At 64.6% G+C, this 15,340-nt stretch carries 14 protein-coding genes; 4 read left to right on the forward strand and 10 right to left on the reverse strand.

The window, feature by feature from the left end; translation table 11 throughout:
- Positions 1–72 precede the first annotated feature (72 nt).
- From ACE3TQ_RS04575 to ACE3TQ_RS04585, 3 genes are all read left to right on the forward strand, one after another.
- Positions 73–3,909, forward strand: coding sequence for a CHASE domain-containing protein (locus tag ACE3TQ_RS04575; RefSeq protein WP_374580767.1), 3,837 nt, complete (start codon positions 73–75; stop codon positions 3,907–3,909).
- Between the two features lie 61 nt (positions 3,910–3,970).
- Positions 3,971–4,450 carry a hypothetical protein gene (locus ACE3TQ_RS04580; RefSeq protein WP_374580768.1) on the forward strand — a complete coding sequence of 160 codons (480 nt, stop codon included), beginning with the start codon at positions 3,971–3,973 and terminating at the stop codon, positions 4,448–4,450.
- 4 nt (positions 4,451–4,454) lie between these two features.
- Positions 4,455–6,704, forward strand: a complete 2,250-nt coding sequence (locus tag ACE3TQ_RS04585) for a putative bifunctional diguanylate cyclase/phosphodiesterase (RefSeq protein ID WP_374580769.1) — start codon at positions 4,455–4,457, stop codon at positions 6,702–6,704.
- A gap of 33 nt (positions 6,705–6,737) precedes the next feature.
- Here the strand turns inward: ACE3TQ_RS04585 and fusA are convergent, their stop codons facing one another.
- The 6 genes from fusA to ACE3TQ_RS04615 all read right to left on the reverse strand — a co-directional run bounded on the left by fusA (position 6,738) and on the right by ACE3TQ_RS04615 (position 12,340).
- Positions 6,738–8,852, reverse strand: a complete 2,115-nt coding sequence (fusA, locus tag ACE3TQ_RS04590; RefSeq protein ID WP_374580771.1) for an elongation factor G — start codon at positions 8,850–8,852, stop codon at positions 6,738–6,740.
- Positions 8,853–8,936: 84 nt separating this feature from the next.
- Positions 8,937–9,536: a flavin reductase family protein gene (locus tag ACE3TQ_RS04595; RefSeq protein WP_374580772.1), complete on the reverse strand. Its 600-nt coding sequence runs from the start codon at positions 9,534–9,536 to the stop codon at positions 8,937–8,939.
- A 28-nt stretch (positions 9,537–9,564) separates the two neighbouring features.
- Positions 9,565–9,762, reverse strand: coding sequence for a hypothetical protein (locus ACE3TQ_RS04600; RefSeq protein ID WP_374580773.1), 198 nt, complete (start codon positions 9,760–9,762; stop codon positions 9,565–9,567).
- 105 nt (positions 9,763–9,867) lie between these two features.
- Positions 9,868–10,779, reverse strand: coding sequence for a methyltransferase domain-containing protein (locus tag ACE3TQ_RS04605; RefSeq protein WP_374580830.1), 912 nt, complete (start codon positions 10,777–10,779; stop codon positions 9,868–9,870).
- 98 nt (positions 10,780–10,877) lie between these two features.
- On the reverse strand, positions 10,878–11,561 hold the full coding sequence (locus ACE3TQ_RS04610; protein ID WP_374580774.1) for an ankyrin repeat domain-containing protein: 684 nt from the start codon (positions 11,559–11,561) through the stop codon (positions 10,878–10,880).
- Complete coding sequence (locus ACE3TQ_RS04615) at positions 11,561–12,340, reverse strand: TatD family hydrolase (protein ID WP_374580775.1); 780 nt, start codon at positions 12,338–12,340, stop codon at positions 11,561–11,563. The genes ACE3TQ_RS04610 and ACE3TQ_RS04615 overlap by 1 nt, the downstream gene beginning before the upstream one ends.
- A gap of 129 nt (positions 12,341–12,469) precedes the next feature.
- Here ACE3TQ_RS04615 and ACE3TQ_RS04620 point away from each other — a divergent pair, with 129 nt between their 5' ends.
- A complete protein-coding gene (locus tag ACE3TQ_RS04620) occupies positions 12,470–12,793 on the forward strand; it encodes a hypothetical protein (protein ID WP_374580776.1) in 324 nt (107 codons plus the stop codon).
- A 13-nt stretch (positions 12,794–12,806) separates the two neighbouring features.
- Here ACE3TQ_RS04620 and ACE3TQ_RS04625 read toward each other — a convergent pair whose 3' ends face one another.
- From ACE3TQ_RS04625 to tmk, 4 genes are read right to left on the reverse strand one after another with little or no spacing between them, the layout of a single operon-like run.
- Positions 12,807–13,313, reverse strand: coding sequence for an N-acetyltransferase family protein (locus ACE3TQ_RS04625; protein ID WP_374580777.1), 507 nt, complete (start codon positions 13,311–13,313; stop codon positions 12,807–12,809).
- A 3-nt stretch (positions 13,314–13,316) separates the two neighbouring features.
- The gene (locus ACE3TQ_RS04630; RefSeq protein WP_374580778.1) at positions 13,317–13,694 is read right to left on the reverse strand and encodes a PilZ domain-containing protein; all 378 of its coding nucleotides are present in this window, start codon (positions 13,692–13,694) and stop codon (positions 13,317–13,319) included.
- Between the two features lie 13 nt (positions 13,695–13,707).
- Positions 13,708–14,727 (reverse strand): DNA polymerase III subunit delta', encoded by a 1,020-nt coding sequence (locus tag ACE3TQ_RS04635; RefSeq protein ID WP_374580779.1) that lies wholly within the window; start codon positions 14,725–14,727, stop codon positions 13,708–13,710.
- Positions 14,724–15,338, reverse strand: coding sequence for a dTMP kinase (gene tmk / locus ACE3TQ_RS04640; RefSeq protein ID WP_374580780.1), 615 nt, complete (start codon positions 15,336–15,338; stop codon positions 14,724–14,726). Before tmk ends, ACE3TQ_RS04635 begins: the two co-directional genes overlap by 4 nt.
- Between the last annotated feature and the right edge of the window lie 2 nt (positions 15,339–15,340).

Raw genomic sequence — 15,340 nt, forward strand, 5'->3', positions numbered from 1 at the left:
ATTACAACATCATTTCAGGGCGGCCCGCCTTCCGTGATATAAAGGCATGACCAACGACCTGCCCGCCCAAACATGCCCATCCGCCTCCGCACGCTAATGGCCTTGCTGCTCGCTGCGGGTGCGTACTATCTGCTGGCACGGCTGGGCCTGATGCTCGCACTGGCGCAAAGCAATGCCAGCCCGGTCTGGCCGCCTTCCGGCTTTGCCCTGGTGCTGCTGTTGCGTTTCGGCCGGCACCTGTGGCCCGCCATCCTGGCCGGCGCCTTCCTCGCCAACCTGGCGGTGTTCGTCACCAACGAGGCCGCCTCTTTCCCGATCCTGCTTGGCGCCTCGCTGGCGATTGCCATCGGCAATACCGCCGAGGCCCTGCTGGCCGAGTGGCTGCTACGCCGGCTCGGCATCGGCAGCGTTGGCTTGCACACCCAGCGCGAAGTCTACAAGTTTGGCGGCGCGAGCGCCGTGGCCGCCATTGCCTCGGCCCTGACCGGCGTGCTCACACTGCGTCTGACCGGCATCATCCCGCCCGAGCTGACCTGGCAGGTGCTGGCCACCTGGTGGACCGGCGATTTCCTCGGCCTGCTCCTGCTGGTGCCGATGGCCATGGCCATCCCGCAGCATTCCGGCTGGCCAGTGTTCAAGCCGGGCCAGCTGGTCTTCCTCAGCCTGCTGCTGGCGGCGACGCTCGTCATCTTCCTGAGCGATTCGCGCCACGCGGCAACCCAGTTCCTGCCCTATGTCCTGCTGCTGTTCCTTGGCCTGGCGGCCGTGAAACGCTGGCGCTCGATGATCCGCATTGCGTTGGCCATCATTGCCGGCGTCGCCATCCCGGCCACCGTCCAGAACCATGGCCCCTTTGTTTCAGGCGTGCTGCACCACTCGCTGCTCTCGCTCTGCACCTTCCTGGCGATCAGCAGCATCCTGGCCTGGGTCCTGGCCACGGAGGAAGATCCGAGCCTGGCGGAAACCTATGTCTGGACACCGATCCTGACACTGCTTTCCTGCATGGCCATCACCGTCACAACCTGGGGCTGGATCACCTTCGACACCGAGTCGCGCACCCGCGAACGCTTCCAGCGCGCCGCCGAGAATGTACGCGAAACCATCCGCATCCGTCTGGAGTCCTACGAATCACTGCTGCGCGCTGGAAATGCCCTGTTCGACGCCTCGGCGCAGGTGGACCGCAACGAGTGGCAGCGTTTTGTCGCCGGCATGGACCTCGCAAACCAATATCCCGGCGTGCTCGGTGTTGGTTTCGCACGCTTCGTGCCAGGCGGCGCGGTCAATGCGCTACGACGCGAGGTCAAGATTTGGCCCGAGGGTGAACGTGACTTGTATGCGCCGATCATCTATCTGGAGCCACGTTCGCCGCGCAACCTGGTCGCCATCGGTTTCGACATGATGTCCGAGCCAACGCGCCGTGAAGCCATGGTGGCGGCCATGCAGAACGGAAAAATGACGGCCAGTGGCCCCATCACCCTGGTGCAGGAAATCAGCGGCCCGAAGCAGGTCGGCTTCCTGGTCTTCCACCCGGTTTATGCCAACAACACATCCGGCCAGCGCGAGCTGCTTGGTTTTGTTTACAGCCCATTCCGCATGGGCGACCTGATGCAGGGAATCTTTGGCGGGAACCTGCGCGAAGTGCGCCTGGATATCCGTTTCCAGGACGCGCAGGGCCAGCTCATGTACACCAGCACCCGCCGCGGCGAGGGACAGAGCTTCACCCGTCTCGCCAGCCAGCAGCATGTGCCAGTGGGCAATAACGGCCAGTCCTGGGCCCTGGACATCCGGCCCACAGCGGCATTCGACGCCAGCGTGGACCAGGGCAAATCCTTCCTGGTGCTGGTCATGGGCACCCTGATCAGCCTGCTGTTCTTCGGCGCGGCGCGCAACCTGGTGCATGAAAGGATCGCCGCCCTGCGCGAGAAAGACCAGTCCGCCCGGCAGCTGGAACAGCAGACCGCCAGCCTGGAAGAGTCGGAAGCGCGCTTCAAGCTCCTGACCTCGCATATCCGCAACCACGCCATTGTCCTGCTCGACCCGAACGGCACCATCACGACCTGGAACGATGGCGCCGAAAAACTCTTTGGCTACACCAGCGACGCCATTGTCGGCCGGCCCCTGCAACTGCTGTTGGCGGAAGGCGATGCGGTCACCAGCATGACGCTCGCGCTCGAGCATGGGCAGGATGAGGCGACGGCCCTGCGCCGCCGCGCCGATGGCAGCACCTTCCTGGCCCTGACCCAGCTCTACCCGGTGCGCGACGACCACGAGCGCTGCATCGGCTACGCCATGATCCTGCGCGACGTTACGGCCGAAAAAGCGGCCGAAAAGGAACTGAATGACGCCAAGACCCAGGCGGAAGCGGCCAGCGCCGCCAAGAGCGCCTTCGTCGCCAATATCAGCCATGAATTGCGTACACCGATGAATGCCGTGCTCGGCCTGAGCCAGATCCTGGGCCGCACCACGCTGAACGCCGAACAGCGCCAGTACCTGGACATGGTGTCCGGCGCCGGCCGTTCGCTGCTGGCCCTGCTGAACGACGTGCTCGACTTCTCCAAGATCGAAGCCAACAAGCTGGAGCTGGCCGAAGACGATTTCCTGGTCGACGACGTCCTCAGCGCGCTGGCGGCCGTGATGGCCATGACCGCTGCCGAAAAAGGCCTGGCGCTCTCCCTGTGCGTAGCGGCCGATGTGCCGCTCGCACTGCACGGGGACGTCCAGCGCATCCAGCAGGTGCTGCTCAACCTGGTCAGCAATGCCCTCAAGTTCACGGAAAAAGGTACGGTCAGTGTCCACGCCAGCCGGTCACCGTCCCAGCCCGGCGTACTGCGCTGGGACGTCAAGGATACCGGCATCGGCATCAGCGCGGAGCAGTTGCGGCGCCTGTTCACTCCGTTCAGCCAGGCCGACGCGTCGATGGCGCGCCGCTATGGCGGCACCGGCCTGGGCCTCGCCATTTCGCAGCGCCTGGCGCAATTGATGGGCGGCACCATTGAAGTAGCCAGCACGCCGGGGCAAGGCACGACCTTCACCTTCCTCATGCCGCTGCGCGAGGGACGCCTGGCCGATCCCTATGCCATGGGCGGCACGCGCAGCAACTGGCGCGTGCTGTACGCCGACCCGGCGCCGGCCATGCAGGAGGAAATGGTGCAGCTGGCCAAGCGCTGGGGTTGGCGCTGCGATAGCGTGGACAGCGCCGGCGCCATGCACGCTGCGCTGGCGCGCCAGCACTACGACCTGCTGGTCTACGACAGCGCATTGGCCGAGGCTGCACGGCAGGCCGGCGTCGCCCACCGCATCTGCGTGCGCAGCCGGCTGGAACAGTCCAATCCCGCGCCTGGCCACGATCCGGAGCTGCTGCGGCCGCTGACCCGCTCGGCGATTTACCACGCGCTCACGGAGCGCCAGGCGGGCGGCGCCGCGAGTATGCCGCCCGCAACGCCGCCCACAACGCCGCCCGCAGCACCGCCGGTTCCCGCCAGCGCCACGCCGAAAGGCGCATTCACCACCGGTCAAAAGGCGCTGGAAGGCTTGTCCATCCTGCTGGCCGAAGACAACCCGCTGAACCAGCTGGTCGCGCGCAGCATGCTCGAAGCGGTGGGCGCCAGCGTCCACATCGCCGAGAACGGCGAGCAGGCGCTCGAATTCCTGCGCAGCGGTGAGGAAGCGGTCGACCTGGTGCTGATGGACGTGCAGATGCCCATCATGGATGGCTTTGCCGCCACCCAGCATATCCGCAAGGAACTGGGCCTCGGCTTGCCGATCCTGGCCATGAGCGCCGGGGTCACCCTGGCCGAGCGCGCCGAGTGCGACGCGGCCGGAATGGATGGTTTCGTCGCCAAGCCGGTCGACGGAGATGACTTAATTACAACAATTTTACAATTTGTCCACGCCGGCGAGCGCAATTGAAATCTCTCGAATTGCCACAAAGGCTATAATTGACAAGCAGTCATTATATTTGTGGGATGAAATGAAAAAGCTTTTGCTCGGGGCTACTTTTGCTGCCCTGTCGTTCCCGGCCCTGGCCGATACGTTCACGACGATTGAAAACAAGCCGCTGTCCGAGTTGTGGGTCAACCCCGGTTTCTACTCCTACCATTTCCAGCGCGATAAGGGTTTCGACGACACCAATCCCGGTTTCGGCGCCGAGTACCGTTTTTCCACGGTCGCCTCGGTGACGGCAGGCCGCTTCCACAACAGCGACCGCCAGATGTCGAACTACGCCGGTCTGTACTACCAGCCCTGGTCAGTCGGCCCGGTGCGGCTGGGTGCAGTCGTCGGTGCTTTCGACGGCTACCCCAAGATGCGCAACGGTGGCTGGTTCCTGGCCGCGATACCGGTCGTCAGTGTCCAGTATCAACGCGTAGGAGTAAATTTTGCTATCGTACCTACATACAAAGAGCGTTTGCATGGCGCTTTTTCCGTGCAGCTCAAGTTCAAGCTGATGTAAACGTATGAACCAGCGTGCATCCATCGAACATCTGCAGGCCAGCCACCTGGCTGAGCTGCAGCGCCTGGCCCGCTTCATTTGCGGGCAGGACGTGCCGGCCGCCGCGCTGCTGGATGACGAGGCCCTGTTCAGCTACCTGCCGCCAGCGCACACCGAGGAACAGCGCAGCGCGCTGGCCGACGTCGCCCACAGCGCGCGCGCCCAGGAGGCCCTGCGCCACAACCTGGCGCGCGCCAACGGTTTCCTGGCCGGTTTCGCCGAACATGCGCCGGCCCCGCTCTGGATCAAGGACGCTGAGGGCGGCTACGTCATGGGCAGCAGCCTGGACAGCCAGGATGGCGGCAGCGCGGAAAACCCGGACGTCACCAAGACCATGGAGACCACGGATGAGGGCCGGCGCCACTGGCTGGTGCATAAGTTCCCCATCCACGTGAACGGCGAATCGTTCACCGGCGGCTCGGCCATCGACGTCACCACCGAAGTCGAGAAAGAGCGCGCGCTGATCCGCCACGACAACTTCTATGTCCTGCTGTCACGCCTGAGCGCCCTGATCCCGCGCTCGCGCACGCTGGAGCAGCTGTGCCTGGACGCCTGCCGCCTGGCCGCCCACCAGGCCGGCCTCGATTGCGCCGCCATCAGCTACAAGACCGACGCCGGCACGCTGCAGCTGTTCGCTTCCGCCAGCCGCGAAGGCCAGGAGCGCCATTGGCAGCCCGGCGAAACGCCGCCCGACTGGCTGGCCGATGAACTGGCGGCCCATGTCATGGCCACCGGCCGCGTCCAGTCCGGCTCGCGCAAAGGACACGACATCGCCTCCTGCATGGCGGTGCCGCTGTTCGTCAACAACCAGGCCTGGGGCGTGGCCACCTTCTATTCGCGCCGCGAGCAGCATTTCGATGCCTTCTACCGCGAACGGGCGGGCGAGCTGAGCAATGAGCTCAGCTACGGCATCGAGCGCCTGGTCAATGCCCAGGAAATGCACCGGCTGGCGCGCACCAATGTGCTGTCCGGCCTGCCGAGCCGCCTGCAGTTTGAAGAAGAGATCGCTGCCCTGGCCGCCTCCGATGCGCGCGGCACCGTGCTGCTGCTGAATATCAACCGCTTCGACGAAATCAGTTCCGCCTACGGCAATGCGGCCGCGGTCGGCCTGATGCGCAATATCGCGCAGCGCCTGCGCTCGGTGGTCGCGGAAAGCATGCTGCTGGCCCACGTCGGCGTCGGCCGCTTTGCCGTCTTCCTGCCGGCCCACGGCACCCAGACGGCCGCCGAGTTCATCCACGAAACCGCCGTGCCCATGCTGCAGGGCGCCTACCAGGTCAAGGAACACAAGATCTGGTGCACCATCAATGCCGGCGCTGCCGCCCTGCCCGACGACGGCACCACGGCCGATGAACTGCTGGTCAAAGCCTGGGACGCCCTGGCCGCTGCGCGCGACCTCGACCTGCGTTTTGGCCAGTACGACCGCGCCGCCGACCGCGTCGTGGCGCGCCAGATCAGCCTGGAAGTGGAATTGCGCGAGGCGCTGGAGCGGCAGGAATTCGTCAACTTCTACCAGCCCAAGATCGACCTGCGTACCGGCAAACTGTCCGGGGCGGAAGCGCTGGTGCGCTGGAACCATCCGCAGCGCGGCCTGATCCCGCCGTCCGAATTCGTGCCGGCACTGGAGCGCACCGGCCTGGTGATCGCCGTCGGCCGCCAGGTCATGCAGCGCGCCATGCAGGACTGGCGCAGCTGGCACGACGCCGGCCTGGCGCCGCCGCAGATCGCGGTCAACGTGGCGCCCGCGCAGTTCCGCTGCGATTCGCTGTTCAGCGATATCGAGCATGCCCTGCACACGGCCGGCGCCGACAAGCGCCCGCTCTCCATCGAGATCACGGAAAGCTCGCTGGTTTCCGACCACGACCGCGTGGTGGAAATCCTGAGCAAGGTGCGCGCGCTCGACGTGCCGGTGGCCATCGACGATTTCGGCACCGGCTATTCCTCGCTGTCCTACCTGGTCAGCCTGCCGGTCGATGTGATGAAGATCGACCGCTCCTTCGTCACCCGCATGTCGCAGGACGCCGGCTATATGGGCCTGGTCAGCACCGTGGTCTCGCTGGCGCACAACCTGGACCTGAAGGTGGTGGCTGAGGGCATTGAAACGGAAGAAGAAGCCAAACTGCTCAAGCTGCTGCGCTGCGAACAGGGACAGGGCTACCTGTATGGCCACCCTGTCCCGGCCGACGAATTCGCCGCCCTGCTCGACGCCGCCTGAGCGGGGCGCAAAACGCCCCGCTGAACGCCCCGCTTAGTGACGCGCAACGGCGCGCGCCGTCGCCACCTGGTCGAGGATATGCTTCGGCACCGCCGCGTAGTGCTGGAACTCCATGGTGTAGGTGGCCCGGCCCTGCGTCAGCGAACGCAGCGAGGTCGAGTAGCCGAACATTTCCGCCAGCGGCACCAGTGCCTTGATCTGCTTGCCGCCGCCGCCCGGGATCTCGTCCATGCCCTGCACCATGCCGCGCCGCGTGGTCAGGTCGCCCATCACATTACCCATGAATTCCTCGGGCGTTTCGACCTCCACGTGCATCATCGGCTCCAGCAGCTGGGCGTCGGCCTTGCGCATGCCGTCCTTGAACGCCATCGAACCGGCCATGCGGAACGCATTCTCGTTCGAGTCCACGTCGTGGTAGGAGCCGAAGGTCAGCGTGGCGCGCACGTCGACCACCGGATAGCCGGCCAGCACGCCCGCATTCAGCGTCTCGCGGATACCCTTCTCCACCGCCGGGATGAACTCGCGCGGCACCACCCCGCCCTTGATCGCATCCACGAACTCAAAGCCCTTGCCCGGTTCCAGCGGTTCCAGCTTCAGCACCACATGACCGTACTGCCCCTTGCCGCCCGACTGCTTGATGAACTTGCCCTCGATATCGCTGACCGCTTTCTGGATCGTCTCGCGGTACGCGACCTGCGGCTTGCCGACCGAGGTCTCGACGCTGAACTCGCGCCGCATGCGGTCCACCAGGATCTCCAGGTGCAGCTCGCCCATGCCGGACATGATGGTCTGGCCCGATTCTTCGTCGGTATGCACGCGGAACGATGGGTCCTCCTGCGCCAGGCGGTTCAGGGCGATCGCCATCTTCTCCTGGTCGGCCTTGGTTTTCGGCTCCACCGCCTGCGAAATCACCGGTTCCGGGAACACCATCTTCTCCAGGATGATGACGTGCTCAGGCGAACTGAGCGTGTCGCCCGTGGTCACGTTCTTCAGCCCGACCGCCGCCGCGATATCGCCCGCAAACACCTCCTTGATCTCCTTGCGTTCGTTGGCATGCATCTGCAGGATGCGGCCCAGCCGCTCCTTCTGCGACTTGGTCGGGTTGTAGACGGTGTCGCCCGAGTTCACGATACCCGAATAGACGCGGAAGAAGGTCAGCTGGCCGACAAACGGGTCGGTCATGATCTTGAAGGCGAGCGCGGAGAACGGCTCGTCATCCGAAGGATGGCGCTCGATTTCCTTGTCGTCCTCGTCATGCCCGGCAATGGCCGGCACGTCCACCGGCGACGGCAGGTACTCGATCACCGCATCCAGCATGGCCTGCACGCCGCGGTTCTTGAAGGCGCTGCCCGCCAGCATCGGCACGATCTCGTTGCGGATGGTGCGCGCACGCAGGGCCGACTTGATCTCGTCCTCGCTCAGGGTCTCACCGTTCAGGTACTTTTCGGTCAGCTCGGGCGTGGCCTCGGCAGCCGCTTCCACCATATGCTCGTGCCACTTCTGCGCCAGCTCCTGCAGGTTGGCGGGAATGTCCTCGTAGCTGAACTTGACGCCCAGCGTCTCGTCGTCCCACATGATGGCGCGCATCTTCACCAGGTCCACCACGCCGTGGAAGTCATCCTCGGCGCCGATCGGGATCTGGATCGGCACGGCGGTGCCTTTCAGGCGGTCCTTGATCTGCTGCTGCACGCGGAAGAAGTCCGCGCCCACGCGGTCCATCTTGTTGACGAAGGCAATGCGCGGCACCTTGTATTTGTTGGCCTGGCGCCAGACGGTTTCCGATTGCGGCTGCACGCCGCCGACCGAGTCGTACACCATCACCGCGCCGTCCAGCACGCGCATGGAGCGCTCGACCTCGATCGTGAAGTCGACGTGGCCCGGGGTGTCGATGATATTGATGCGGTGCTCGGGGAAATTGCCGCCCATGCCCTTCCAGAACGCGGTCGTCGCGGCCGAGGTAATGGTGATGCCGCGCTCCTGTTCCTGCTCCATCCAGTCCATGGTCGCGGCGCCATTGTGCACCTCACCCAGCTTGTGGTTGACCCCGGTGTAGAAGAGGATGCGCTCCGTCGTCGTGGTTTTACCAGCGTCAATGTGGGCGCTGATGCCGATATTGCGGTAACGCTCGATAGGTGTCTTGCGGCTCATCACAATCTCCTTGAACGATGCCTTGCGGGCATCTTCGATTCTATCAGTAACAGGAAGGCGAAGATTGGGCAGCTCAACAAGAATTCAAGGGAGCGGCTTCGCCTTGAGCAGGCTGCTCGACACGGCGAAATTTCCTGCGCCAACATGGTGCAAGGTGTGCAGCCCGGCATTACCTTCGTGAAAATCCCAATGCCCGTTAGCAAATACACGCTCGTCCGCGGCGGCCGCCACGACTTCAGCGAAGCAGGTGTCGTAGGCATCCTCCGTGTGCTGCTCGGGGATCAGCCGGCATTCCAGCCAGGCCACACAGCCGTCCGCCAGCAAGGGCGCGCCGGTAACGGCGCCCGTGATCGCCTGCAGGCCGAAGCGCAGGAACTTGTCCTGTTCGCGGCCGCTGCTGGTGCCCACTGCATAGGTCAGGTCGGCAGCCGCAGCGCCCGGGATGCACACGCCAAACACCCCACTGGCTGCGATCAGCTCGCGCGTGAAGGTGCTCTTGTCGATGACGATGGCAATACGCGGCGGGCTGAATTCCACCGGCATGGACCAGGCGGCGGCCATGATGTTGCGGTGCCCGCCATGGGCGCTGGTGACGAGGACGGTGGGACCGTGATTGATGAGCCGGCTGGCATGTTTGAGCGCAACCGGCTGGAAGTGGGGAAACTGGGGGAGCGGACGTGTCATCCGCGCATTCTAGCGCTTTCCGAGGCGCCTAGCGCGGCGACCCGCCCAGCACGCGCGCCGGCAGCATGACAATGGCGCGCAGCAGTTCGAACACCGCTTCGACGCCGATACCGAGCAGGCGGAACGGCAGCAACAGCAGCCAGACCACCGGATACATGACAAGCGCCAGCAGGGCCAGCGGCCAGCACAGGAAGAGCAGTAGCAACCAAAGAATGAAGCCGAACATCCTCACCTCCATGAGAGTTGAGGCAACTGTATAGCGGACGTCCGGCCCGGACAACGGACATGCGACCAAATGCAGATTTGGCCGATGGATGGTGAAAAAAACGGGTCAGGCTGCGAAGGCCGGCAGCGCCGCCGCCACCCGCTGCAGCGTGGCGCGCATGGTGGCCTGCAGCGACTGGATCTGGCCGCCGGCGCGGTAGGCGAAACTGACCTCAACCGTTTCACCGGCGCGTACTTTCAGCGGTTCCGCGAGCGGCAGCGTCATGTAATGGTTGAGCCAGTCAATCGTGCTGTTGCGCTCGGCCACGACGGCCAGGATGTTCTTGGTAATGAAGCGCAGGGCATTCAGCTCACCGTCGCGCTCGGCCACAAACTGGCCTTCCCAGCGGTACAGCAGCTCGTTGGGCTGGGTGAAGTCGATCAGGGAATAGACCTGGGGCTGGGCCAGCTCGCTGGTGCCGTTCTGGATCTGGCCGGGCTGCTGGAACTGCACGATCGGCGCATGGAAACCATCGAAATCGTATTCCTGCTGCACCGGCTGCACCGCCATCAGCACCGCCTCCGGCATGAACACCGGCAGCGGACCGCCAAAGCGCTCCAGGTAGCGCTGCTTGAAATGCTCGATCACTTCCACCTGCTTCTCGCGCAACATGGCGACGTGGATCATTTCGCAGATCACCACGTCCACCGGCTCCGGCGGCAGGTACTCGAAGGCGTCGGCGTGGATGACTTCGACGCGCTCGCCGTTCTTGTTAATTGCGAGGAACTTGCGCGCTTCCTGCACCATGTCCGGGTTGAACTCGACGCAGTAGACTTTGCTTGCCTTTTGCGCGGCGAAGAAGGACAGCACGCCGGTGCCGCCGCCCAGTTCCAGCACTTTCATGCCCGGCTTCACGGCATAGTCGATGGCCGCCTTGAAGTTGTGCATGCGGTTGGCGTCCATCAGCATATTGTGGTGGTAATGGACGGGGATGAACTGGCCAAGGTAACAGCTCTCGATTTCGCGTTCGTTCAGCATGGCGGGCAGCGCGGCAGGCGCGCGGTGGGTTTTCGACACGTGAATTGTCACCCGGGCCGGACCCGTCCATTTGCACGATATGAAGTGGAAATACCGCTTTATTTCTTGCCAAGGTGGCGCTGGATGGCCTGGGCGATCCACGGTTTGTCGGCGCGGATGGCGAATTCGGCGGCGTCCATGCCCCAGGCGCGGTCCTTCAAGGTGGCGTCGGCGCCCTCCTGCAGCAGCAGGTTGGCCGCATCTTCCATGCCTTCGCGCGCGGCCAGCATCAGCGGTGTCATGCCGGTGGGCGATTCGGCGTCGATATAGGCGTGGCGCTCGAGCAGCAGCTTCATGATGTCGAGGTCGCCTGCCGCGGCGGCGTAATGCAGCGCGGTCCAGCCGGGGCGGTTGATCTGCGCCCCCTTGGCCAGCAGGGCCAGCACGGCCGGCTTGTTTTTTTGGAAAGCCGCCATCATCAGGGCGGTGTTGCCGTTGGGGGCGGCCTGGTCGACCCGCAGCTGCGGCTGCGCCAGCAGCAGCTGGGCCACCCTCATCGCGTTGTAGCGCATGGCGACGATCAGGCCCGTCTCGCCACGCTCCGGCTCGGCGATATTGGGGTCCAGGCCACGCGCCAGCACGGCGCGCACGGCACGCTCATCGTCCAGCTGCACGGCGCGGAAGAAGCGCACCGCGTCTTCCTGGGGTGTCGGCGGCTCGGCCTTTGCCGGCGCCCAAGGCGCGGCCATGGCCAGCAGGGCGAGCGCCGCGCAGCGCTGGATGGCGGCGCGGCGGGCTGGCATCAGGCGGCAGCCTTGAACAGTTCGAAGAAGTTGGCCGAAGTCTGCTCCGCCACCTGCTCCACCGGCACGCCTTTCAGTTTGGCGATGAATTCGGCGACATGGGCCACGTAGCCAGGCTCATTGGTCTTGCCGCGATACGGCACCGGCGCCAGGTAGGGCGAGTCAGTCTCGATCAGCATGCGTTCGAGCGGCACTTCCAGCGCCACGGCCTGCAGCTCCCTGGCGCTCTTGAAGGTCACGATGCCGGAGAAGGAAATGTAAAAGCCCTGCTCCATCGAGGCGCGCGCCACTTCCAGCGATTCGGTGAAACAGTGCATCACGCCCGCCACGCCGCCCTGGTCGGTACCGGCGCCCTCTTCGCGCATGATGCGGATGGTGTCTTCCGATGCCGAGCGGGTATGGATGATCAGCGGCTTGCGCGTTTCGCGCGAGGCGCGGATATGGGTGCGGAAGCGCTCGCGCTGCCACTCAAGGTCGCCTTCCAGGCGGTAGTAGTCAAGCCCGGTTTCGCCGATGGCGACGATTTTCGGGTGCCGGGCCAGTTCGACCAGCTGTTCGACACTCGGTTCCGGCGTGTCCTCGTAGTCGGGGTGGACGCCGACCGACGCGAAAATATGCGGGTACAGTTCGGCCAGCGCCAGCACGCGCGGGAAGTCGGGCAGGTCGACCGAGACGCACAGGGCGTGGCTGACCTTGTTTTCCGCCATCTTGGCGAGGATTTCAGGCATCCGGGCGGCCAGCTCCGGGAAGTCGATATGGCAGTGGGAATCGATAAACATCCCGCCATTTTATCGAAAATCGTGTCCGCCCTCCAAACCCGGGAACTTTTCCCCGCCGCGCCTGTCGAATGTCAAAGCCTCCTGCAGGCAGCTCAGCCAAAGTAGCGGAAACCCGCTAAAGGAGGTGATATGGACATCGAGGAACGTATGGCCAAAGTGGAAACCGACGCTGCGGTGCTAAAGGAGGCTCAGCGTTTTCTCATTCAAGAAATGAATGACCTCAAGGCAACAATGGACCACGGTTTCGCCGAGCAGCGCGCCGCCCTGGCCGAGCAGCGCGTTGCGCTGACGGAACTGCGCGACACGATGGAGCGCGGCTTCGCCGAGCAGCGGGCAGCTTTGGCCGAAGAGCGCGCCGCACGGGAACGCGCATTACGTTGGACGTTCAGCGCAATCCTGGCGGTTCTTGCCCTGGTGCTCGGGTTGGTCGCGCGGATGGCCGGGGTGCTCTGAAAGCCCGCCGCCGTCAGGCGACGCGCTTGCCGAGGATGACCAGGTCGCGCTCCACGCCGTCCAGGTTGGCGACGCGCGGCAAATTGGCCCAGGTCTCGAAACCGAATTTCTCAAACAGCGCCAACGACGGCTTGTTGTGGCCAAAGATGAAGCCCAGCACCGTATGCACATTCACCTGCGGCGCAAACGCAATCGCTTCCTGCAGGGCATAGCGCCCTACCCCTTTACCGCGCCACGCCTCGTCGATATAGATCGAAACTTCCGCCGTGCCCGCATAGGCCGGGCGGCCATAGAAGTTGGAATAGGAAATCCAGCCGATAATGCCATCGCGCCCCGCTTCTTCCACCACCCATAGCGGACGGCGCGCCGGCTGGTGCTCATGGAACCACGCCAGGCGCGACTCGACCGAGACCGGCTCGGTATCGGCCGTCACTTCGCGCGAGGCGATGGTGCTGTTGTAGATGGCGACGATGGTGGGCAGGTCGTCAAGCGTGGCAATACGGTGGCGGAACTTCGTCATGCGTTACAGTGTGTGGGTGGCACGGGACGAGCGCAGCGCGGCGCCCAGGATTTCTTCGATACGCAGGCGGGTGCGGGTGCCGGTCTCGTCGTCCGGGAAGTGCACGCCGATGCCCTGCGTCTTGTTGTTGGCCGCGCCCGCAGGCGTGATCCATACCACCTTGCCGGCGATCGCGTACTTGTTCGGATCGTCCATCAGCGACAGCAGCAGGTAGATTTCGTCACCAATCTTGTACGGCTTCTGGGTCGGCACAAACATGCCGCCATGCTTCAGGAAAGGCATATAGGCCGCATACAGGGCCGCCTTTTCCTTGATCGCCAGCGACAGGACGGTCGGCCGGTTCAGCGGTACAGTGTTTGGATCGGTAGGGCTTGCGCTCATTCATTTCCTTTCTTCAGCTACAGCAAGCGGTGTAGTCGAGAAGCATATCTTCAATAAACAGTTTCGGCGACAGCGGATGGTCGGAGGTGGCGCGCCGTTCGTTGGCGCCCTTGATCGCCCCCATCAGGCGGCTGATATTCACCTTGTCCGCCAGTCCGGCCAGTTCACGCTGGTAACGGGGATAATAACGGATGTTTCCTGCAAGTTTGTACGAAAAAAGGTCGTAAAGCCAGCGCTGTTGCCAGGATACCAGTGCCGTCAGCGGTACTTTTTGCAGTTTATCGGCCGTTTTCAGGGCGCCTTCGACGCTCGGGCGGGCCAGGTATTGCAGGAAAGTGTCCAGTTCTTCGCGGTTGCCCGTTTCCGAGGCAGCGGCGGCGGCGAGCGGCGAGCCGCCCTGTTCGCGCAGCCAGCTGTCGGCGTCGGGCACGCCCTGCTCCTTGAGCCAGGCCAGGGCTTCGGCATGGGCCGGCATCGGCATGGCGAACTTGCGGCAGCGCGACAGGATGGTCGGCAGCACCCGGTCCAGGCCATTCGAGGCCAGCAGGAACACGGTGCCGGGCGGCGGTTCTTCCAGGGTCTTCAGCAAGGCGTTGGATGCCGGCATGTTCAGCGCCTCGGCCGGGTACAGCACCACCACCCGCAAGCCCTGGCGGTGGGTTGAAATGTTCATGAAATCCGACAGGGCGCGGATCTGCTCGATCTTGATCTCTTTGGACGGGGCCTTCTTGGCGGCTTTCTTGTCTTCGCCCTCCTCGCCCTCGCCCGGCTCGTCTTCCATCGCCTCCGGGCGCACGCGGCGGTAATCCGGGTGGCTCTGCTGCTGGAACCAGCCGCAGCTCGGGCACTCGCCGCAGGCATGGCCGTCCGGGCGCGCGTTCTCGCACAGCAGGGCCTGGGCAAACTGCTCAATGAAGTCGGCCTTGCCGATGCCGTTGGCGCCATGGAACAGGATGGCGTGCGGCATGCGCTGGCGCAGCTGCTGCAGCTGCTGCCAGGCGCCTTGCTGCCACGGGTAGACGTGTCCGCTCATTCCAGCGCCCCGACGATCTGCGCCAGCTCGGCCTGGATGTCGGCAATGCTGCGGGTAGAGTCGATCACCCGGAAGCGGTGCGGCGCTTCGGCCGCGCGGCGCAGGTATTCGGCGCGCGTGGCCATGAAGAAGTCGGCCTGCTCGCGCTCGAAGCGGTCCAGCTCGCGCGTCGCGTCCAGGCGTGCGCGCGCCACTTCCAGCGGCACGTCGAACAGGATGGTCAGGTCCGGCTCCAGGCCCGGGTGCACCCACTGCGCCAGGGTTTCCAGCTTGGCGCGGCTCAGGCCGCGGCCGCCGCCCTGGTAGGCGAAGCTGGCGTCGGTGAAACGGTCGGAAATGACCCAGGCGCCGCGCGCCAGGCCTGGCTCGATCACCTGCGCCACGTGTTCGCGCCGGCTGGCAAACACCAGCAGGGTCTCGGTTTCCACGTGCATGGCTTCGTGCAGCCACAGTTCGCGCAGCTTTTCGCCCAGCGGGGTGCCGCCCGGCTCGCGCGAGCTGACCAGCTCAAGGCCGCGTGCCTTGACCAGTTCGCCGACGAACTGGATATGGGTCGATTTGCCGGCACCGTCGATGCCTTCGAAGGTGATGAATTTACCGCGCTTTGTCATTA

The organism is Pseudoduganella sp. (assembly GCF_041914865.1).
In the GTDB taxonomy this organism is placed as follows: Bacteria; Pseudomonadota; Gammaproteobacteria; order Burkholderiales; family Burkholderiaceae_D; genus Rugamonas.